Genomic DNA, 21259 nt, shown 5'->3' with positions numbered 1-21259 from the left:
AAGCCATCATCAGTGCAGTTCTTGGTTTGTTCGGAACGGCTTGGTCTTTGCTCATCATGAGGGCTGCGGAGGACAACGACCCTGATGACCCCAACTGGCCAGCGCGAATGGTTCCATAGTGTTACTCACGATAATGCCTGTTATCGCTCGTTGAGGAACTAATGCCGGGCAGAGGCTACAAGATAGACCCTCCACGGAGTTGGTCAACCACGCTGGCGGAAGTGGCGCTGATCGTGCTCATCATCGGGCTCGCTGCTATTGCTTTCGATGTTGCGAAGTCGTGGACGACAGTGACCCTCGCGCAGACCTCAGTGACGGTGACACCATTTACGTTTGAGACGGAAACCTACAATTTTGAATCTGACGAGAAGGGTAAGCCGTTCCACAAAGAAGTCGTTGCAAGGCGATCCGATGGCTCCACGGTGAAGATCGCAACAGTTGGCCGAATCGAATGGGGTACGACAACCAGAAAAATAACTCATACTACTGGCGTCTGGGCCAGTGTGTATGACTTGATCGAAGCCAAAACTACTTGGCAGATGCACCCAGCGGAACTAGCAGCCCTGAAAGAGCGCTTACGAAATCCACCGGTGGACTGCGTCTTCCAGACAGCAGGCAATCCTTCGTTCGTCCGGAATGACATTGTTCTTGGGCACGAACTTGCGGTAATTCAGACCTCTACCGCCACAGAACGTGGAACATTTTGGCGAGCGCGTAACCTCGGATGCGAAGAGTTGCAATTCCGTTTTGAGTCTCGCTAGACCGATGGCACGTTTAAAGTGACTTCAGAGCAACGATTAGTCAAGCTGAGAATCGGAGATCCAGATCCGGCCCTTTTTGAAGTGAGTCCCAACTTCAGAGAAATGAAGCCATCGGACGCACACCGATTGTTCTTCCAAAAACTTCGGATTCCGGAGGACGACGCTACAAAACGCGTCAGCGAGGAAATGGATCGCAAATACTTGTCAGGGAAACATTGAACTACGACTGAATGCCACTACGCTAGTGGTCGGTTGGGACAGTCGCGCAGGTCGCCAATCAACGAGTGTGAAATCGACTTAGCGTAAACATGCGCTTTTTGTTCTCCCAAAATGGCGAAGGGAAAGCGCATACTTTTGAAGGGCTGTTCACGCTCGCTGGGACAATTACGATTCTTACGTCAACACAAGGGGATGAGGGTGGACAACGATCCCGTTGAGAAGATTCGCGCTGTGCGGAGCAAACTCGCCACTGATGGCCCAATTCGTGTCCGATCCGGCGGTGACTTCGAACGAGTCTCTATTGGAAGGTCAGACGCCGATGTCCTGCGAGATCTTTTGCTCGCTGAGAGAGCGTGCACAGTAATCGAAATTGGTCTCGCCTACGGAGGTTCTGCGCTCGCAATCGCAGAAGCGTTGGTTGCTACTGGGTCGGGCCAAGGACGCCACCTGATTATCGACGCCTACCAGAATAGTTTCTACGGTTCCGGATGGAGCGCCATCGTCGAAGCAGGCATCGCCGACCTCTGTTTGCTGTTTGAGGAGCGCTCCCAGTTCGTTTTACCCCGCCTTCTGAGCGACGGGTTTCTCGCAGACGCCGCCTTCGTGGACGGCAGTCACATCTTTCACAACGTGTTTGTTGACTTGTTTTACCTACGTGAACTGGTGCGCCCGAGTGGGCTGGTGATCTTGGACGATTGCAGTTACCCATCCGTTGCTACCGCGGTTCGATACTTCCAAGTGAATGCAGGATGGGAGTCGGAGCCTATCCCAACGCCTACGAGGCTCCGCGCATTCCGACTACCGAATCCCCGGACCGAACCTAACTTCGAGAGCTTCAAGCCATTTTAGGTCCTTGCAAGATTTCCGATTAACGAGCCGTAGGGCCAGGCGATTGCTCGCCGACACGCCCACTTAGACGTGTAGGTTGCGAACCACAACGAGTGATAAATCGAGTTCACGTAAGCTTGCGCTTTCTGTTCGCCAATGCAGCAATTTTCGGTACGGCATGTGGCGAGCCTGCTGCGCCGCAACGGAGGTTTTGTTACAGGCTCTATATAGGAGTCGGGAGTTAGGAGTTAGGAATTAGGGTTTGGCGCTTGTGAGTTTAGGGATTGCGACCCGCTACTTGTTACCGGTTACGAGATACCCGGTACTTCTACGTTACTTCCGTTCGAACATGTAGCGCGCGTCGGTGCACTGGTAGGTTTGCACGAGCCGGTAGTTTTCCACGATGGCGCGCACCACGCCGGCGGAGAAGCGTTCCCCGCCCTCACTCCAGAACGCGGGAATGCCCGGATAGTTCCACTGCGCCACGATGAGGTCGAATTCGCGGTCGCGCACCATGCGTTCCAGCCCGGCATCCTTCCATCCACCTCGCATCACCAACTGTCCGTAAACAAAAGGATTCGACATCCACACCGTCTTGCCGGCCAGAACCAGCGCGCCAACATTCTCGGCCAGCACGTGGTCGCCCGGATGTCGCGCCACGAACTGGTACGCCTGCGCGCATTGCGGGACGGTCGCATAGGGATCGTAGAGGACCTCGCGGTCGCGCAAGACAAACAGGCTGAGCAGCACCGTCATGATCGTCGCCATCACCAGCCCCAGCGCCGCCGGTCGAGTGCGGCCGATCATCGCCCAACCCAATCCTGCGCACAGGCACAGCGCCGCCGGCCACTCCAGGAAATGATTCCAGTTCGATCCCAGCTTTCCCGCGGTCACCGCCGTTCCGCTGGCCAGCACCAGCCACAACGCCGGCACCGAAAGCTTGTGTTGCAGCAGTTCGTTGACTATCCCCGCCGCCGCCAGGACCGCCAGCACGCGGCACATCGAGATCACTCCCGTCATGCGCGTCAAGTAAACGTCAAGGGAAAAAGGGTCGGCGTGGGTGCGGAACAGGTCGGTGATGATATTTCCGCGCGTGGCGGCAATCGACGCCAGCATCAGCACGGCTGACATCGCGGCCGCCATGGCGACAAAGGCTTCCGCGCGCTTCCACTCGCGTCGTCCGAGCAGGTAGACGACGCAAGCCGCGGGCGCCGCAACATAGGTGTACTTCACGAACAGCGCCGCCACAAACAGCAACGCTGAAACCAGCAGTGAAGAATTCGCCGCCGAGAACACAGAGGGACCAACGGAGAAGTTCGTCGATGGCGGATTGCCGGGCCCGGCGTTTGCCCGGCGAGCATCGTTGGCCATCGACCACCTGAATGTTGCTGTCTCCCCGGTGCCATCTGCGGCTAAGCCTCTGCAGAATACCCACACGCCCGCGGTCGCGAATGCGAGCGCCAGGAAATCCACGCGCAACACCGCGCTCCAGGTTTCCACCAGCGGCAAGGTTGCATACATCGCGCCAAAAATGATTCCGCTGAGCTTCGATCCCGTCTGGCGCGCTATCGTGAGCGCGATGAACACGCTGATCGCCGCCACGCATCCCGCAATCATCAGTCGCGGCCACAGGAACGAAACTCCGAACAGTTTCACCGGCGCCGCCAACAGGTAATATGCGACCGGACCATAGGGGTTCAGGATGTTGGGGATCGCGTGCGGGTCCGGGTACGGGGTCAGGCCATGCGTGATCCGCACCAGCGCATTGAGGATGTTGCCCTCTTCATAGTCCACCTGGAACGGCAACCCGACGTGGCGGTAGATCGCCATCGCGTGCGCCGCCAGTTCTCGCGCCACGACGCCCAACACGCATACGCCGCAAAGCGAAAACACGAAGCGCTCCCACCTCGCGGAAGCATTCTCCGTTACGGCAAGTTCCGGCTCGGATGGAAGAATTTCGGGGTCCGTGGTCAGGGGCATGTTCCTGAAACACTAGCACAGGTAAAGCCGGTGCTGCCCAACCCGAAATCGAGCCCGGCATCTAACAAGAAACAACCCGGGGTGGGTCAGCCGCCACGAAAATGGGTTTTCTCACGCTTGGCTCAACCAGGCCAAGTAGCGCGCCAGCGTCTAGAACAACGTCTAGAACTCTAGAACAATGTGAAAGGACAACATCATGAAAAAAATTACATTCGCAACCCTGATCCTGCTGCTCTGTTCGGTTTGGGTTTTCGCGCAGCAAAACTATCCCTCGGAGCAAAAGAGCGCAGCCAGCAGCTCCGGCGCTACCACGGTCCAGGGATGCCTCAACCGCACCGACTCGGGATATACCCTGACCGACAAATCCGGCGCCACTTACCAGTTGACCGGCGACACTTCCAAGCTCAGCGCGCATGTGGGCCATGAAGTGCAAATCAAGGGCGTAAAGTCCGAGTCCGGAGCAGCCTCCGCCAATGCCACCGGTAGCCAGGGCTCTCAACCTCAACTTGAAGTCTCCGGCATGAAGCACATCGCCACCACGTGCAGTTCGGGGTCTTCTTCTGACAAACCGTCATCGTCGGATAAGCCGATGTCGGAAAAACCGCCCCAGCAGTAACCGCGGGTTTGGCGAGAAATCGACGTCCTCAAAAGCGATGGGTGGCGAAGGTTAAAACCGACTCCACCCATCCTCCCGCCGGCCTGTTCAATCGCAGCGCGGCCACCATCGCCCGGACCCTTGCCTCCACGAGAGTTTCTCCGAAGGGGCCAGGTTCCGGAATGCGCATGCTGACCTATTTCATCAACCGGGCGGGACGTGGCCTAAGCGCTACCCGGAGAAAGGAACTGGAGAAGGCAAAGGCGCTGCTCAGCGAGCGTGTGCAACACGCACGCGAGCAGAAGAAAAGCAAGCGCGCCGCCTGATTGCAACTCCCAACTCCAGATCCGCAAATAAAACGGGCCGCGCTCTCACGCGGCCCGCTGACTCCTCACTCCTAAAACGCTGCCTTTAAACCGCGGGAACCGGCACGCCCGCTCCGCTCAAGACTTCAGCGCGCGTGACCTCATCCTGCTTCTGTTCCGCCTTGCTGGTCGGCAGTGCGATCTCGAGCACATCGTCAATCGTGCTGACGTACTTCACGTCCACGTTCTGCAACTGCTCCGGCGTCAAATCTTCCTCGACGTTGGTCTTGTTGTCGGCTGGAACAATCACGGTCTGCACGCCGGCTCTCTTGGCGGCCAGGAATTTCTCCTTGATGCCGCCGATGGGCAGCACGTTCCCGCTCAGCGTGATCTCGCCGGTCATCGCGGTCAGCGGACGAACCGGGCGATCGGTGAGCAGCGATACCAGCGCCGTCGTCATGGTCACGCCCGCCGAAGGCCCGTCCTTGGGAATCGCCCCCGCCGGCACGTGGATGTGAATGTCGTGGTCTTTGAACCAATCCTCGCTGATGCCCAGCTTGGGGGCGTTTGACCTAACCCAGGTCAGTGCCGCCTGCATCGACTCCTGCATGACCTGACCCAGTTGTCCGGTCATGGTGAAGCCGCCTTTGCCCTTCATCTTGTTGGCTTCTACGAACAGGATGTCGCCGCCGGTCGGCGTCCATGCCAGTCCCACCGCCACCCCGGGACGCTTGGTGCGCTCCGCGATTTCGGTATCCACCCGGATTTTTTCTCCGCCCAGGAACTCGCGCACAATCTGCGGCGTCACCATCAGCTTGTCGTGCTTGCCTTCGGCGATGCGCCGCGCCTGCTTGCGGCAGATGGTTCCGATGTTGCGCTCCAGATTGCGCACGCCTGCTTCCCGCGTGTAGTGCCGGATGATGTACCGCAGCGACTCCTCGATGAACTCGATCTGATCAAGCGTGATGCCGTTCTCTTCCGTCTGCCGGTTGATCAAATAGCGCACCGCGATGTGCACCTTCTCGTCCTCGGTATAACCCTGGAGTTCGATGATCTCCATGCGGTCACGCAACGGATCCGGAACCGGATCAAGCTGGTTCGCCGTGGTGATGAACAGCACCTTCGACAGGTCGAAAGGCACGTCGAGGTAGTTATCGCGGAAGGTGTTGTTTTGCTCCGGATCGAGCGTCTCCAGCAGCGCCGATGCCGGATCGCCGCGGAAATCGCGTCCCAGCTTGTCCACTTCGTCCAGCATGAACACCGGATCGTTGGTCTCCGCCCGGCGGATGCCCTGGATGATCTGCCCCGGCAGCGCGCCGATGTACGTCCGCCGGTGGCCTCGGATCTCCGCCTCGTCGTGTACGCCGCCCAGCGACAGGCGCACGAACTTGCGTCCCAGCGCCCGCGCGATCGACTTGCCCAGCGACGTCTTGCCCACGCCCGGAGGTCCCACAAAGCACAGGATGGGCCCCTTCATCGACGGCTTCAACCGCCGCACCGAGAGGTAATCCAGGATCCGGTCCTTCACCTTCTGCAGGTCGTAGTGGTCGGTGTCCAAAATTTCCTTGGCCTTCGGGATGTCCACTTCAACCCCCGAAGACTTGTTCCACGGCAGCACCGCCAGCCACTCGATGTAGTTGCGCGTCACGCCATAGTCGGCCGCCATCGGCGACATGCGCGAAAGCCGCCCCAATTCCTTCAGGGCCTCTTTCTTCACTTCATCGGGCATGCCGGCCTGCTCGATCTTCTGTTTCAGATCTTCGGTGTCGCGCGTGGTTTCGTCGCTCTCGCCGAGTTCCTTCTGGATGGCCTTCATCTGCTCGCGCAGATAAAACTCACGCTGCGTCTGCTGCACCCGGTCCTGCACTTCGCTCTGGATCTTGTTGCGAAGCTGCATGACCTCCAGCTCCTTGGCCAGGTGCTGGTTGATCTTGTCCAGCCGCGAGCGCACGTCCGCGGTCTCCAGGATTTCCTGCTTGTCGCGCGTCGACAGCGTAGGCAGCGAGCTGGCGATGAAATCCACCAACCGCCCCGCCTCTTCGATATTCATCGCCACCGTGGACAGTTCGTCCGACAGCGTTGGCGAGCCGGCCACGATCTGCTGGAACAGCGTCAGCACGTTGCGCTGCAGCGCTTCCTGCTCGGAGCCCACTTTCGCCGGGATCTCCGGGATCGTTTCCACGCTGGCGCGCATGAACGGCGTCAGCTGCGTGTATTCCTTCAAATGCACCCGGTCCAGTCCTTCGGCAAAGACAAACAGGCTCTGGTTGGGCATCTTGACCACTTTGTGCACCACCGCCAGCGTGCCGATGGCATACAGGTCCACCGGTTGCGGCGAGTCCACCCTCGCCTCCCGCTGCGCCACCACGATGATGGTCTTGTCCTCGCCCAGCGAATTGATCAGCTGGACCGAGCTTTCCCGGCCCACCGTCAGGGGCAGCACCGCGTGCGGAAACAGCACCGTGTCCCTTACCGGCAGTACCGGTATGTTGGCATTATTCTGGACTGTCGGCCGTTCTTCGCCGAGCGTGTCATGGCTCTGTAAGTTGCGCGTTTCATTAGCCATAGGATTACCTTGAGTCAATGATACTCAAGTTTTGATGCCGTCTGTTCTCAAAAGATTCAAGCCGAACCCCGGCCTCGCTCTCAGCCGACGCCGGAGGCCCGTCTTTTTTCAGCGCCCGGATTCTACTCCCCACCGTCTCCCCCGGCAATGTGACCTTGGATATGATTCTTGGTTCTTTTCCTGCTTCGGAACGCCACATTTTCGCATCCTTGCACGCCCCTGACACGCCTGACCATTAAAAAAAAGGGCCGATACTTGCGCACCGGCCCAAATACTTCATGCGAGGGCAAAGACGGAATTATTTTTCGTGCGAGTTGATATTGCCGCTCGTCAGCGTGCCGGTCGCCGAATAGTTCGCGTCAACGCTGATCGTGAACGTATCCGTCGACCCGCTATTTCCGTTGTCGCACGCCTTCACGGTAAAGATGTGGTTCGGATCGTCGTTCAGTCGCGCGTTACCGGTGAAGCTGACGCAATTGTCGCCATTGGGAGGCTGGAACGTCGTAATCGACGTGCTCACCAGGTCGATGCCGGCGCCCTTGTCGCTATACGTCAACTGGCCGCTCGGGCTGTTGTCCACGTCGAAATGGAACTTGCCGGTCGACGCGCTCGCCGGAATCGTGCCGTCGCCTGACTGGCTGGCCACCTGCTGCGTGCCCGGCGGCGGTGGCGGAGGCGGTTGCACCGCCGCGCCATCGCAGTTGCCGATGGTGTACGACGCCGTCCCGATGCCCGCCACGGTGTCGCCCTGCAGCGCCGCTCCGATCGGGATCGATCCACCCCGCGTGATGTCGCGCGGTGCGCTCACCGTCGTCGTTCCCACCACCGGCGCGTTGTTGACCGTGACTGGGACCTGGAAGGTCGAGCCACGCAGGCCGATCAGCATGCTTCCGTTCACCAGCGGCTTGCTGGCGAACGCATTCAGCTGGTTCAGGTTCACCTTCAACACCACCTGGTTGTTCGCGGTGTCAAAGTAGCCGACGTCGGTTGCCGCCCTGGTCGTGTAGGTAAAGCTGCCGTCGGAGTTCCGCACCGATGTGCCCCAGAAGAAGGTCGGCGTAGTCGTCTCCGTGGTGGCTTGCATGAAGAACTGGTCGCCACGGTCCGACAGCCCGGCCAGGGTGTTCGCCGAGAAGTTCACCCGCCAGTTTCCTTCCGGCGGAATCGCCGCCAGGCTCGACAATTGCATGGTTGCCGTCAGCAGCGTGCCGCCGTCCACCGTTGCCTGGCAGCCATAGCGGATCCATATGATGTCCCAGGCGTTGTCGCCTGGAATCGCCGCCGTGGAAGCGCCCGTGTCGTCCTTGAAATCGGTGACCTGCGGCTTGGTCGGGTCCTGCGCCGGAATCGGCGCCGGCTTCACCGTCTTCACGTACCCGTTGCCGTTCGCCCCGGAGTACGCGCTGGGACCGCTGATCTGGTGCGTGGCGTAGGTATGTCCGAGAAAGTCGTTGTGATCGTCCCCAAAAGCGATCATCGCTCCGCCCTGGGGGTCCAGCGACACCTGGAAGTAGTCCAGGACGTTACGGTTGGCCGCGCCGCCCAGCCCCATTTCGCTGATGTTGCCGGCATGAACGAAATGGTCGCTCGCCTTCGCCTGCCGCACTGTCGGAGCGGAGGTGTTCGCGTTCGTCGCCTGCGCGAAGAACACGTTCCAGTCGGCGTTGTCGTTGTTGCTGGCCTCGGTTGTGCCGAACCACACGAAGTCCACTCGTCCGGCGCTGCCCGCTTCCATCCACGGGAAAATGTTCGTCTTCACCGTCTGCTGGTTGCCGAAGCGGTCCGCCACCGAGAAGTTAGGATTGTTCACCTGGACCTTGTGGCTCCAGGTGTTGCCCTTGTCCGTGGAGTAGGCATAGTAAATGTTGTGATCGTCGGACCACAGCGCGTATACCGTCCCGTCGCGTCCTACCTTGACGGAATCGAACAAGTGTCCGTGGCTGGTCGTGTTGTCTACCGTGACCTTGCTGAAACTCAGCTGGTTCAGCGGATTGGCCGGGTCGAACTGCGCTTTCGAAATGAACAAGGCCCCGGAATTTGTGTGCGCCACGTACACCATGGCCGAGTTCTGGTCCACCGATATGTACCCGGGCGTGGTGCCATCGTTGCCCATCGCCGACGTCACCGGCCAGGTGAGTCCGCCGTCGAGCGACGTCTTCACCCATAGATAGTCGGTCGCGGTCAGGGGAATCGGCGCGCGGTAGCTCATGAACACTACGTCACCTTTGTACGCCTCGATCCACTGCCGGTCGTCGGCGGGAATTTCCGTTGCCAACGGGTCTAACTGGAAACTCGCGCCCAGATCCTGCGAACGTGAAGAGGAAACATTCGCCGCAATCAGGCTCACCTCCGTCAGGTTCGGCAGCCCATTGCCCACCGATGGCGGCTCGAATCCGACCGCCAGGTCGATGTCCCCCCCGCCATCCGCTCCCACGTCGAACAGAGCATTCGTCGGAAAAGCATCCGGCTGGCCCAGATACGCCGGGTTGAGCAGGTTCGGATCGTAAGACGCTGAATTCGGATTCAGGTTCCATTTCCACAAATCCACGCCCGCGGGAAAACCGCGGATTGCGCCCACGTACGCATTGCCCAGGTAATCGGTACGATTGCTCGGCTCGCCATCGCGCGCTGCCACCGGCGCTTTCACCGTCACGTTCGGACTGAAGGTCACTCCGCCGGTCACGAAGCTCGGCATGATCGTCACCGGCGGCGCCACCAACGTTGCCGTCCCGGTGTAATTGTCCGCCGCCACCGTGAACAGCAGCGCCTTCACCAAGTACGTTCCCGCCACCGCCGGTATCGGGCACGCCTCCGAAGTTTCAGGCGCCCCTCCGGTCGAGGAACAAACCACGTTGCCGCTGGAGTCGTACACCCACAAATCGAAATCGTTAGCCGGGTTTGTCCACGCTATCGAGATCGCCACTTGCGAACCCGCCGGCACCGACCCCACCGTCAACGTGTAGGTGTCGCACGGGGCGCTGGAACAATCGGCAAACCCGATTGGGTTGTTTGCCACTCCTGCCATTGTCGGCAAACACCCTGAGGTCCCGCACCAGGTCAGTGTGGGAGCGCTGCTGCTGATCGTGCCCGATGAAGGCGTGGCTGCATTCGCAGGCTGGGGCGCGAACACTATAGCTGTCAAAACCAGCAGGCAGGAAATCGTTAGCAACGGCAAAACCAACTTGGGCCGAGAGGGATGGCGAACCAATGTCATATCAATCTCCATCAAAGTGAGGTTGGCGTTTCTTCCATGGGAAGCAAGATCGGAGCGTGCTCGGAGACCACCTCGGAGCGCGCTCCTCCTCGAGCGCGTCAGCGCAAACGCACTCTTCTACGCGTGCTGTCTGGAAGCTGCCCGACGACTCCAAGGCCATCGTTCCGCTGGCTGCACGCGAATTCGGGGCAACGAAGGTCCCCATGGGGACCGCGCAATTTGCGCTTCTCCGCTGTGACTTCCTACTTCTGATTTTTCTGGGAATGGCAATTCCGAACTGCTGGGAGGCCGACACGACTTGCGCTAGTCGTATCACTACGAGCTTTGTTGCCGAGCCAAACCAGAATGGTTGCTCCCCCGGGTTGCCCCACCTGGAAATTTCCGGAATCTACTGTAAGCTGCTGTGCAGCAATGAAATGGCCCGTGTCATCAACACGGGCCACTAGCCTTCGCGACAGTTTCTTCTGCGACTGCGCCGGGTGCCTGGCGCATCATTTCACCTTCGTCGCGGTCCCAGTCATCATGTTTGACCACGTCTTGCCATCGTCGGTGGACATGTCGAACTTGTAGGTATAGGACGTCGGGGAAACCTCGGTCAAAACGAACTTGCCCTTCATTGTCTTCCCGCCCATCTCGTTATCGTTTGTCCAGGTCCACACTTTTCCCGATACGTTGCCGGTCGACTTTTCGTGCAGGCCCATGCTGCTGAAGTCGTCGTAGGTATAAGCCTTCAGTTTGGGGTCATACCCCATCGTGAATTGATCTTCCATCGGGCCCATCGGGCCTGTCGACTTGGAGTGCGACGTCAGAAAGAAATCGCCGATCATTCGACATTCTTCCGTGCTGGTGAATTTTCCGCCCGGCCCGTAGGGCCCAGGCTTCATCTCGCCCTCATGTTTCCATTGTCCGACAAAGTAATGCAGACGCTGCTGCTCCGGACCTGGTTTCGCCATCGGCGGCCCCTGCGCCATCGCCACATTCGCCGCCAATAACCCCATCAGCCCCAGAACGCACACCGCGACCCTGATCTGCTTCATGAGTTGCCTCCCTTAAAGCGACGGCAGCATAGCAGCAGCGCGTATGCGGTTCAACATTTGCTCTGCTTCCCGGTTGAACTCAACTTTTGGAGAAGTGTCATCCAGAGCACGGCGACCTGGACAATGGTGTGATCCTGAGGATCACGTCACAAAATACTTCGCTGCCGGATGATGCACCACGATCGCCGACGTTGATTGTTCCGGGTCCAGCATGAACCCCGTCGTCAGCTTCACCCCAATCGTCTCCTCCGGCTTCAACAGCTGGAACAGCTTGGTCTGATCTTCCATGTGCGGGCACGCCGGATAGCCGAACGAATACCTCGATCCACGATACTTCTGGTGGAACAAATCGCCGATCCGGGCCGCATCCTCGTTCGCGATCCCCAGTTGCTGCCGCATGATGCGGTGGTGCAGCTCGGCCAGCGCCTCCGCCGTCTCCACGCCGATTCCGTGCAGGTACAGGTACCGCGTGTATTCGCCGCCTTGGAACAGCTTCTGCGTCAGCTCGCTCGCCTTGTGTCCGATCGTCACCAGCGAGAACCCGATCACGTCCATCTGCCCCGACGATTTCGGCGCAAAGAAATCGGCAATGCACAGTCTTCTTCCCTCTCGCTGTCTAGGAAAAGTGAACCTCACCGCTTCCCGGAGTTCTTTGCCGTTGACCGTCGACTGTCGACCCTCGACGTGGTAGACGATGACATCATTCCCTTCGCTCTGTGCCGGCCAGTATCCCCACACCACCTTGGGCTCAAACCATCCCTCGCGGATGATCTCTTCTTCCAGTTCCTTCAGGATCGGCCGGTACTTCTCCTCGACCACCCGCAAATAATCTTCTTGCGACGCCGTCTTCAACTGCCACTGGTTCTTGAACAGCGCGGTCTCGTTGATGTACTGGAACACCTCGCGCAAATCAAAGTCGGTTTTCACTCGCGCGCCCCAGAACGGCGGGCGCGGGATATTCGGCGCCGGCCCTACCGCCGTGCTGCGCTCGGTGGAAACTTCCGCCTCCGCCGCGGCCGCTGCCGCCTTGGCGAATTCCTTGGCCACCCGTCCCTCCGCCAGACGCGCCTCGCGCTTTCCATCCGACTGCGTCAGATCATCCATCACGTGCAGGCCGTCGAAGGCGTCGTTGGCATAGAACACCGCCTCCGCGTATTCGCGTCTCAGGTCATCCTCGACGTACTTCCGCGTCAAGGCCGCCCCGCCGCAAACCACCGGGAACTTCAGTCCCTGCTGCTGCAAGTCCTGGATGACGTACTTCATCTCCAGCGTCGACTTGACCAGCAGACCGCTCAGCCCGATGACGTCGGCGCCGTGCTCCTGCGCCGCCTTGATGATGGTGTCCGCCGGCTGCTTGATCCCCAGGTTCACCACCTTGTAGCCGTTGTTGCTCAGGATGATGTCTACCAGGTTTTTGCCAATGTCGTGCACGTCCCCCTTCACGGTAGCCAGCACCATGATTCCCTTCTCGCGGCCGGCAACTTTCTCCATCTTCGGCTCCAGGTAAGCCACCGCCGCCTTCATCACCGACGCGGAGTCGAGCACCGACGGCAGCTGCATCTTGCGCGCCCCGAACAGCTCGCCCACCGTCCTCATTCCGTCCAGCAGCACGTTGTTGATCAGGTCCAGCGGGGTGTATGTCCGCAGCGCGTCCTCCAGCACCTGCTCCAGCGACTGCTTCTGCTCGGCCTCACCAATTGCTTTTTCGCCGTGCACGATGCAGAACTTAAGCTTGTCCTCCGTCGAGAGCGATTCAACATGGACCTTCTCCTCCACCGTCTTCTCGCGTCCGGCAAAGAACGCCATGTACGCCTGCAGCGGATCGCCCTGCGACCGGTCCTGGTAAATCAGCTTGCGCGCGATCTCCACCTCGGCGTCCGGAATCTTGTACAGCGGATAAATCTTGGAATAGTTCACGATCGCCATGTCGAGACCATAGTCCACCGCCTCGTGCATGAACACCGAGTTCAGCACCCGGCGCGGATAGGTCGCCAGGCCGAACGAAATATTGCTCACCCCCAGGATCGTTTTCACATCCGGCAGTTCCTGCTTGATCCGCTTCACCGCGTTCAGCGTCTCCATGCCGGCGCTGCGGTACTCCTCTTGCCCGGTCGAGATCGGCAAGGTAAGCGTGTCGAAGATCAAATCCACCGGCCGGATACCGTATTTCTCGGTTGCGAGCTGGTAAATCCGCTTCGCGATCGCAACTTTCTTGTCCGCCGTCAGCGCCATTCCTTCTTCGTCGATCGTCAGCGCGATCACCGCCGCGCCGTAGCGCTTCGCCATCGGCAGAACTTTGGACGTCCGCTTCTCCCCATCTTCCAGGTTGATCGAATTGATGATGGCCTTGCCCGGTATCCGCTTGAGCGCCTCTTCCACCACATCGGCTTCTGTCGAATCCACCAGGATCGGCGCCGGAACCCGCGTCGCCACCTTCTCCAGCACGTTGCTGATGTACTTCTTCTCGTCCTCGCCCACGATGGCGCAGCACAGGTCCAGCATGTGCGAGCCTTCCGCCGCCAGCTTTTTCGCCAGCGCCAGGATGTCGTCATATTTCGCGCCCTGCAGCAGGTTGCGGAAGCTGGCCACCCGCGTGGTCGCGTTCATTTCCTCCGCCACGATCAGCGGCTTCGGCTCCAGGTCCAGAGGAACCATCGAGTACGCGCTTGCCGCCGCCGCCGTCGGCTTCGCCGCTCGCCTCGCCGGCTGCAGGTTCGCGCACACCTCGACCACTTTTTTCAGGTGCTCTTTGGTCGTGCCGCAGCACCCGCCGACAATCCTTACCCCGTACTCGGTGATGAACAGCTTGTGATATTCCGCCAACTCCTCCGGCTTCAGCCCGTACACCGCATGCCCGCCGACGTTCTGCGGCAGCCCCGCGTTCGGAAGCACCGAGACTTCCTTCGGCGAGTTGATGCCCAGGTAGCGCACCGCGTCGTTCATCTCCTTCGGCCCGGTGGCGCAGTTCAGCCCGATGGCATCCACGTCGAAGGGCTCCAGTGAGGTCAGCGCCGCCCCGATTTCCGTTCCCAGCAGCATCGTGCCGGTGGCTTCCAGCGTTACCTGCGCCTGTACCGGCAGACGTTTTCCCGCCTGCTTCATTCCTTCGAAGACCGCTGCCAGAGCGGCTTTCGCCTGCAGCAGGTCCTGGCACGTCTCCACCAGCAGGATGTCCACTCCGCCCTCGATCAGCCCCAGCACCTGCTCCAGGTACGCAGCGGTCATGTCGTCATACGATATGTGTCCCAGCGACGGCAGCTTCGTCGTCGGCCCGATCGACCCCGCCACGAACCGCCGCCGTCCGTTGGAGAATTGCGCCGCCACCTCGCGCGCCAGCTTGGCCGCTGCCCGGTTGATCTCCGCGACCTTGTCCTCGAGTTGGTACTCGCCGAGCACGATCCGCGTCGCGCCGAACGTGTTCGTCTCCACCACGTCGCAGCCCGCTTGGAAATACCCGGCGTGGATGTCGCGGATCACGTCCGGCCGGCTCAGCACCAGGATCTCGCTGCACCCCTCCTTGCCCCAGTAGTCGTCCAGCGACAAATTTCGCGCCTGGATAGACGTCCCCATCGCGCCGTCATAAATGACCACGCGCTCCCGCACCGCTTTCAGGAAATCAGACATAATCGCGAAATTCCAGTGTACTAAACAAAACGCCCGACCTCAGCCGGGCGCATCTGGAACGGAAACCGGAAACCGAATCTACACGCCCTTGGGTACCTCATTGCTCAACTTTTTGAGCTCCGGATTTTTCTCCACCTCGGCACGGTTGAACACCGCGTTGGCTCCGAGGTGGGCCGGCATTTGCGCCAGCAGCTGCTCCTTGCGATACACCAGGCTGCTCGCATTGAGAGTGGCAATTTCAAAACCGTGCCCATGCGTGATCGCGTCGGTCGGGCAAGCTTCCACGCAGTACCCGCAAAAAATGCACCGGTTGTAATCGATGTTGTAGACCTTGGCGTAGCGCTCCGCGCCGGAGACGCGGCGCTCGGCGGTGTTCTCCGCCGCCTCAATGTAAATGCAGTTCGAGGGGCACGCCGCCGCGCACAGGAAGCACGCCACGCACTTCTCGAGCCCGTTTTCGTCGCGCTGCAGAACATGCACCCCGCGGTATCGCTCCTGGAATTGCGCCCCGCGCAGAGGACCCGGCCCGTCGGGATAATTTTCCACCACCGTGGGCTGGAACAGCTCGCGCAGCGTCACGCTCATGCCCTTGGCGATCGCCGCAATGTCCTTCAACACCGCCATAGGTCCAGTATAAATGACGGGCGGCCCCGCCTTGCATTGCCGAACTGCCGACCCGAATTGCCAAATTGAAAATTGCCGAATTGTGATCGACTCTTGTGTTGCTCTCAAGTCCGCAGTTCTGCAGTTCCGCAATTCCGCAATTATTCCTTCCACCGCCGCGGCCCCACTGCAAACCGCTTGTACAGCTGACCCAGCACGTACGCATTGCCGGTCTGAAAAAACCTGTACACCTTGTCCCACTCTTCACCCGCCTGCCAGCCGGTCATGGTTTCCGAAACGCGGACGCTTCCGTCACCCACCTCGCGGATCTCCATGATCGCCGACAGCAAATCCGCATTCGCCACCGCCTCCGGAAAGATCTTCGTTCCCAGCTTGACGTGGATCGCCACCATCTCCAGCGGCACGTAGGTCAGCACGCTGTTATAAATCGTCCCGGGATCGCCAATCTTCGCCGCCGGGTTGTAGTTGGTGTAGTAATGGCCGCCGGTCTTCATCTCCACCTCGGCCACCGGCGCCACCCATCCGCGCAATCCTTCCGACGTGCTTGCCGCCTCCCACACCTGCTGGGCCGTGACCTTCGGAATCAAGATCTCCAACCGCTGCACGCGCTCGCCGCTGGGCGCGACAAACGATGTGTCCCTAACCTTCGCCGTGTACTCCTTGTCGGGCAAGGACTCGTGCATCTTCGAGACATCCAGTTTCGGCTGCTCGGCAATCTTCTGCTCCTGCGCGACCGCGCATCCGGCCGCAAGCGCCACGCATACTAATAAATTTTTCATACGATCCTCGACATTCCCACCGCGGGCTGGTTGTCATCCCGAACACAGTCGTCATCTACTTCTTGCCCTCCGCGCTGCCCGTCTCCACGTAACTCCTGAACCGCTTGAATTGCTCGTTCAATACCTGGTCCACCGGTCCGCTCAGGCTGTTCAAGCCACCGGGAGCGTAGCCGGTCACCGCATACATGATTTCCAGCTTCGTGCCGCCGTCGGCCGGTGACAATTGGAAGCTCATGCTTCCCGTCGCCGCCATGGCTTGCAGCGGGCCCAGTCCGCCGGTCATCACCAGCATCTTCCCCGGCATCACTCTCACCACCTGCATATGGCGCACACCGCCGCCGTTGGGCAGCTTTTCGCACCAGCAACCCATCGGTTTCGCCTCGATCGACAAATTGTGCGCATCGCCGGAGAAGGTGTGGTCCGAACTCCACCAATTCGCGATCGAGAGCAGCCGCAGGTACACCGTCTCCGGCGGCGCCTGCAGCGTCAGCATGGTTTTGTAGGTGAAACCGCTCGCCGCGGAATCGGCAACCTCGGCACGGATGCAGGTCACGCCTGCCATCAACAACAGGGTCAACAGAAATATGGAGCGCTTCATTGGCTTTTCCTTTGCGCAAAAAGTGACTATGAGCCGGCCATCGAAACCGCATTGCTGCCGGGAGGCCCCACCTCGTTATTCGTTCCCAGGGACTGGGTTCTCGATACCTAGTTATTAGCAACTAGCCACTGGTTAACATGTAGCCGAAGTACGCCCGCAGGTTCGTAATCGACGCATCGTAGAACGATATATTCCGGTGCGTCCGCGCCTGCATCACCGCGCCTTCCATGGTAGTCAGGACAAACGTTGCCAGGCCGTTGCGGTCCACGCTCGGCGGCAGCCGCTCCGCCGCCTGGTCCAGGCAATCGCGGATATGGTCGCGCCAGGCGGAAAAGTTGGCGGCAATTTTCTGTCGCGCCTCCGGCGACTGCCGCCCTACTTCCAGCGCCAGTTTTCCCACCGGGCACTCGTAATCCAAGTCCGTGATCAGCAGGCGCCGCCGATAATCCTCGAGCACGGCAAAAATGCGCTCGATCGGGTCTTCCTCGCGCGCAAACGCCGGCTGCATCACGATCGGGTACAGCAGGGTTTGGAAGAATTCCAGGCCCTCGACCAGCAGTTCATGCTTGCTTTCGAAAAAGTAGTACAGGCTGCCGCTGTTCACCCCGGCCCGCTTCAGGATTTCCGCCACGCTGGTGGCTTCATACCCCTTGGTGGTGAACAGTTCCATGGCCGCCATCAGCAGGCGTTCACGCGTGGAGGCGGAGGGCGGGGGCGTCTTTAACCGCTCACGCGTTAGCGTCACGTCAGGCATTGATTGATTGTTCAACTAAACACAGCAAAGGCAGCGTTGTCAACTACAATTTCCCCTACCTAGGGAATTGCCGTCGCCTCTCGCACGCGTTCGCCGGCAACAGCGTTATAATGCCCGACCGGACGGGATTTGATCCTCACGCTTACCACTCAACTCGCAACTACAATTGAAAACAGAGAGGCTCCCGTGAAACGCAGATTCCTCGTTGTCTTGTTCTCTCTCGTGGTCACTATTGCCTTCGCACAGGATTGGGCCAACACCCCTCAGTTCTCTGCCGACATGAAGGGCACAGGACGGGACGGACAGGATCTCAACGGCAAGATTTTCTGGGGAGGCGGCGGCAGTCTTCGCATGGACATGCACCCGCAAGGCGGCCGCGATGCCAGCATCATTAAGAATATCGGCAAGAAAACCAGCTACGTGGTCATGCACGAGCAGCGAATGTACATGGAAATGAACGTCGACAACCCGATGTCGCGCCGCATGAGCAATTCTGACATCAAGCCGTTCGACTCCAATCACCCGTGCGCCGATCGCCAAGGCTACACCTGTACCAGGCTCGGCTCCGAAACCGTTAACGGCCGGTCTTGCGACAAGTGGGAAGTCAAGGGTCCGGACGGCAACTCCACCCTCTGGATCGACCAGAAGCTTCACTTCCCAATCAGGAGCGTCTCGTCCAACGGACACACTTTTGACCTGATCAATGTCAAGGAAGGCCCGCAGCCGGCCTCCGTCTTCGAAGTCCCTGCCGGCTATCGCAAGATGGAGTTGGGCGCTATGGGCGCCCGCCCACCGAAAAACTAGAACAAGCGGTCATCCTGAGCGAACGCCAACTGCACTCCAGCACGGGTCGAAGGACCCTCCGCGCTGAACCCGCGAAAATTCGTGCCGGCATTGCAATCGGGAAACTCGACTCGTGTGGGCGCTGCCTACCTATTCCTTCGCCTGGCTCACCGCAACGGTTCGTGCCTTGTATCCCGTCCCATTGAACATCGCGGCCACGGTAACGTCCGATCCCACCGTCACGTTATTGTTGACTACGCCCGGATCAAATTGCAGCTCGTAGGTCTTGTTGTCGGTCAGGTTCTCTACTGCAATCGTGCGCCGGCTCAGGTCCAAATACCGCACCTTGCCCGCGAAGGTAAACATGTTTCCCGGCACCGCCAGGACATCGATCTCCCGCGCCACGTCGCGGAAGCGCTTGTCGGGCGAAAATCGTACCGCCACCAGGGCTCCCGGCACCAACTCGATCGCGCCCTGCCCGCCGCCGCCCTTCACGATTGTTTCTTTTGCGATGTGGAAACTCACCGTGGCCGTCGAAAGATTGTCGCGCACCGACATCAGCCCGCTGCGTGGCTCGTAAGCCAGGATCTGCCCCTGCGCGTCGGTCGGCTTCAGGTTGGTGACCACGCGAATATTGCGCGCGAACAGCCGCCCGCCGTCCAGCATGGTATCCACGTAGACGCGATCTCCCTGCCGGATTCCGCGCTCCGTCGTCTCCACGCCGTCCCGATAAATGTGCGAACGCTCGTCGAAGGCGAACGTCATCTTCTTGCCGCCGTCGCCGAATGTTTTCACCGCAACCCGATTCCGCAGTCGGTCGATTTTCTGCACTGTTCCTCCGACCAGCGATACCTTCCCTTGCGGCAGCGGTGGCACTCCGAACAGCGGATCGTTCGGATCCGTCGTTTCCGTTGCCTGCGACGCCTTGTCGGGTTGCGCCACCGGCTTGTCGGTTTTGCTCGCTTTGTCCGCCGGTTGCGCCAGAGCTTTGTCCGAATCCGCAGCCGCGCTTCCGTGCGCTGGCTGTAACTTGTCGGAACCCGAAGGCGTGCTTCCCTGCTGCGCGACTGCGGCCGGCACCGTCAGGACCGCCGCCAACATCAATCCCAAAACCACGGACAAACGCTTCATGAATCGCTCCAATGGGCTCAAACCCTTGCCACCAGCCCTAGCTCCGAGTTACGAGCCCCTGCCAGCAGCTCACACTCTTGTGATGCCCTTCCGCACTACCGAGTTAGCACGCCAATATCCAAAAAGAGCACCTTACGTTTGTGCGGCTGGCAAACGCGTAACGAGTATTCCCATCCAATCAAGAGGAAAGCGGCTGCCCAACTGTGGCATATCCGTTGCTGCACACTTCTCTGGAGGGTTATCCCTGGTCATGAGGTACTCATCTACCCTGGTGCTGTCCTCTGTTCTTTCGGTGCTCCTGCTGGCCGGCGCGGCGCATGCCGGCGACCTGCACATCACTCTGCCCAAGCGCACCAAGCCCACGCCGGTGCAAAAGCTGAATCAGGCAGGCGTTCGCGCCATCGAGAGGCACAGGTACGACGAGGCTCGCAAGCTCTTTTACAAGGCCTATCTCATCGACCCCGACGATCCCTTCACTCTCAACAATCTCGGCTATATCTCCGAACTGCAGGGCGACGTTGACCGCGCCCAGCGTTTCTACGAACTGACCGCCGAGAACACCACCGACGCCACCATCGAGCGGTCCACCGACAAGGATTTCCAGGGCAAGCCGCTCAAGCAGGTAGCCGGCCGCACCGACGACAAGAAAATGCAGATCAATCGCTACAATGTCCAGGCGCTTGGTCTGCTCATGAAGGACCGCGCCGCGGAAGCCGACCTCGTTCTTCAGCGCGCTCTCGCGCTGGATCCAGGCAATCCATTCACTTTGAATAACCTCGGTTACGCCAAGGAGAAAGAAGGCGAACTCGAGCAGGCGTTCACCTACTACAGCAAGGCCGCCAACGCCAATTCCAAGGACGCCATCATCGTTGCCGCCAACAAGAACTGGCGCGGCAAGGGCATCAGCGAAATCGCCTCCGACAACGCCCACAAAGTTCAAAACCTGATGGAGAAATCGGAAAACGCCGAGGCTCGCGTCGCCCGCCTCAACCTGGAAGGCGTTTCGGCCATGAACCGCAACGAGCGCGCCGCCGCCCGCAAGTATTTCCAGGAAGCCTATCGCCTCTCGCCCAATAATTCTTTCACGTTAAACAACATGGGATTCTTGTCGGAGATGGAAGGCGATCGCGAGACCGCCAACTTCTATTACAGCAAGGCGGCCGAGTCGCGTGGACGCGACGCCCGCGTGACCGTTTCCACCCGCCGCGAAGTCGAAGGCCGCCCCATCGGGCAGGTCGCGGAATTTGGCGACAACCAGGTCGCCGCTCGCATGGAGCTGGAGCGCCAGGCGCGCATGCGCGAAGGCGGACCGATTCTGCTGAAGACCCGCACCGGCACCGCGATCGCCGAGCCCGAACACGCGCCGACTCCGATTCCGACCGAGCCGATCGCTACTCACGACGAGTACCGCGCCGCCGAACCCGCGGCGCCCGCAAGCAATCAGCCCGCGTCACGTCAGCC

General features: G+C 59.9%; 15 protein-coding genes. 5 read left to right on the top strand and 10 right to left on the bottom strand.

Annotation, left to right across the window (positions count from 1 at the left end; genetic code table 11):
* The first annotated feature begins 161 nt into the window (after positions 1-161).
* On the top strand, positions 162-761 hold the full coding sequence (locus VFI82_00075) for a hypothetical protein (GenBank protein ID HET7183048.1): 600 nt from the start codon (positions 162-164) through the stop codon (positions 759-761).
* Between the two features lie 1380 nt (positions 762-2141).
* On the opposite strand, the gene VFI82_00070 is transcribed toward VFI82_00075, so the two are convergent.
* Entirely contained in the window at positions 2142-3788 is a 1647-nt protein-coding gene (locus VFI82_00070; GenBank protein HET7183047.1) for a hypothetical protein, read from the bottom strand.
* A 196-nt stretch (positions 3789-3984) separates the two neighbouring features.
* On the opposite strand from VFI82_00070, the gene VFI82_00065 reads away from it, so the two are divergent.
* On the top strand, positions 3985-4404 hold the full coding sequence (locus tag VFI82_00065; GenBank protein ID HET7183046.1) for a hypothetical protein: 420 nt from the start codon (positions 3985-3987) through the stop codon (positions 4402-4404).
* Positions 4405-4445: 41 nt separating this feature from the next.
* On the top strand, positions 4446-4709 hold the full coding sequence (locus tag VFI82_00060; protein ID HET7183045.1) for a DUF3175 domain-containing protein: 264 nt from the start codon (positions 4446-4448) through the stop codon (positions 4707-4709).
* Positions 4710-4794: 85 nt separating this feature from the next.
* Here the strand turns inward: VFI82_00060 and lon are convergent, their stop codons facing one another.
* The 8 genes from lon to VFI82_00020 form a co-directional block, all read right to left on the bottom strand.
* The gene (gene lon / locus VFI82_00055) at positions 4795-7254 is read right to left on the bottom strand and encodes an endopeptidase La (protein HET7183044.1); all 2460 of its coding nucleotides are present in this window, start codon (positions 7252-7254) and stop codon (positions 4795-4797) included.
* A 298-nt stretch (positions 7255-7552) separates the two neighbouring features.
* Entirely contained in the window at positions 7553-10270 is a 2718-nt protein-coding gene (locus VFI82_00050) for a post-COAP-1 domain-containing protein (GenBank protein HET7183043.1), read from the bottom strand.
* A 689-nt stretch (positions 10271-10959) separates the two neighbouring features.
* On the bottom strand, positions 10960-11505 hold the full coding sequence (locus VFI82_00045) for a DUF1579 family protein (protein ID HET7183042.1): 546 nt from the start codon (positions 11503-11505) through the stop codon (positions 10960-10962).
* Between the two features lie 141 nt (positions 11506-11646).
* Complete coding sequence (metH, locus tag VFI82_00040; protein HET7183041.1) at positions 11647-15129, bottom strand: methionine synthase; 3483 nt, start codon at positions 15127-15129, stop codon at positions 11647-11649.
* Between the two features lie 78 nt (positions 15130-15207).
* Positions 15208-15753 (bottom strand): NADH-quinone oxidoreductase subunit NuoI, encoded by a 546-nt coding sequence (nuoI, locus tag VFI82_00035; GenBank protein HET7183040.1) that lies wholly within the window; start codon positions 15751-15753, stop codon positions 15208-15210.
* A gap of 140 nt (positions 15754-15893) precedes the next feature.
* Positions 15894-16532, bottom strand: a complete 639-nt coding sequence (locus tag VFI82_00030) for an SRPBCC domain-containing protein (GenBank protein ID HET7183039.1) — start codon at positions 16530-16532, stop codon at positions 15894-15896.
* A 55-nt stretch (positions 16533-16587) separates the two neighbouring features.
* Positions 16588-17130, bottom strand: a complete 543-nt coding sequence (locus VFI82_00025; GenBank protein HET7183038.1) for an SRPBCC domain-containing protein — start codon at positions 17128-17130, stop codon at positions 16588-16590.
* A gap of 121 nt (positions 17131-17251) precedes the next feature.
* Complete coding sequence (locus VFI82_00020) at positions 17252-17884, bottom strand: TetR/AcrR family transcriptional regulator (protein HET7183037.1); 633 nt, start codon at positions 17882-17884, stop codon at positions 17252-17254.
* A gap of 186 nt (positions 17885-18070) precedes the next feature.
* Here VFI82_00020 and VFI82_00015 point away from each other — a divergent pair, with 186 nt between their 5' ends.
* Positions 18071-18688 carry a DUF4412 domain-containing protein gene (locus VFI82_00015; protein ID HET7183036.1) on the top strand — a complete coding sequence of 206 codons (618 nt, stop codon included), beginning with the start codon at positions 18071-18073 and terminating at the stop codon, positions 18686-18688.
* Between the two features lie 129 nt (positions 18689-18817).
* On the opposite strand, the gene VFI82_00010 is transcribed toward VFI82_00015, so the two are convergent.
* A complete protein-coding gene (locus VFI82_00010; GenBank protein HET7183035.1) occupies positions 18818-19798 on the bottom strand; it encodes a DUF5666 domain-containing protein in 981 nt (326 codons plus the stop codon).
* Between the two features lie 250 nt (positions 19799-20048).
* On the opposite strand from VFI82_00010, the gene VFI82_00005 reads away from it, so the two are divergent.
* Positions 20049-21259 (top strand): hypothetical protein (locus VFI82_00005; GenBank protein ID HET7183034.1); only part of this gene is annotated, 1211 nt, incomplete at its 3' end.

It is taken from the genome of Terriglobales bacterium (genome assembly GCA_035691485.1).
Taxonomy (GTDB): Bacteria; Acidobacteriota; Terriglobia; order Terriglobales; family Acidobacteriaceae; genus JAIQGF01.
Note: the sequence above shows the minus strand (reverse complement) of the source record. Positions and strands in the feature narration are given on the sequence as shown.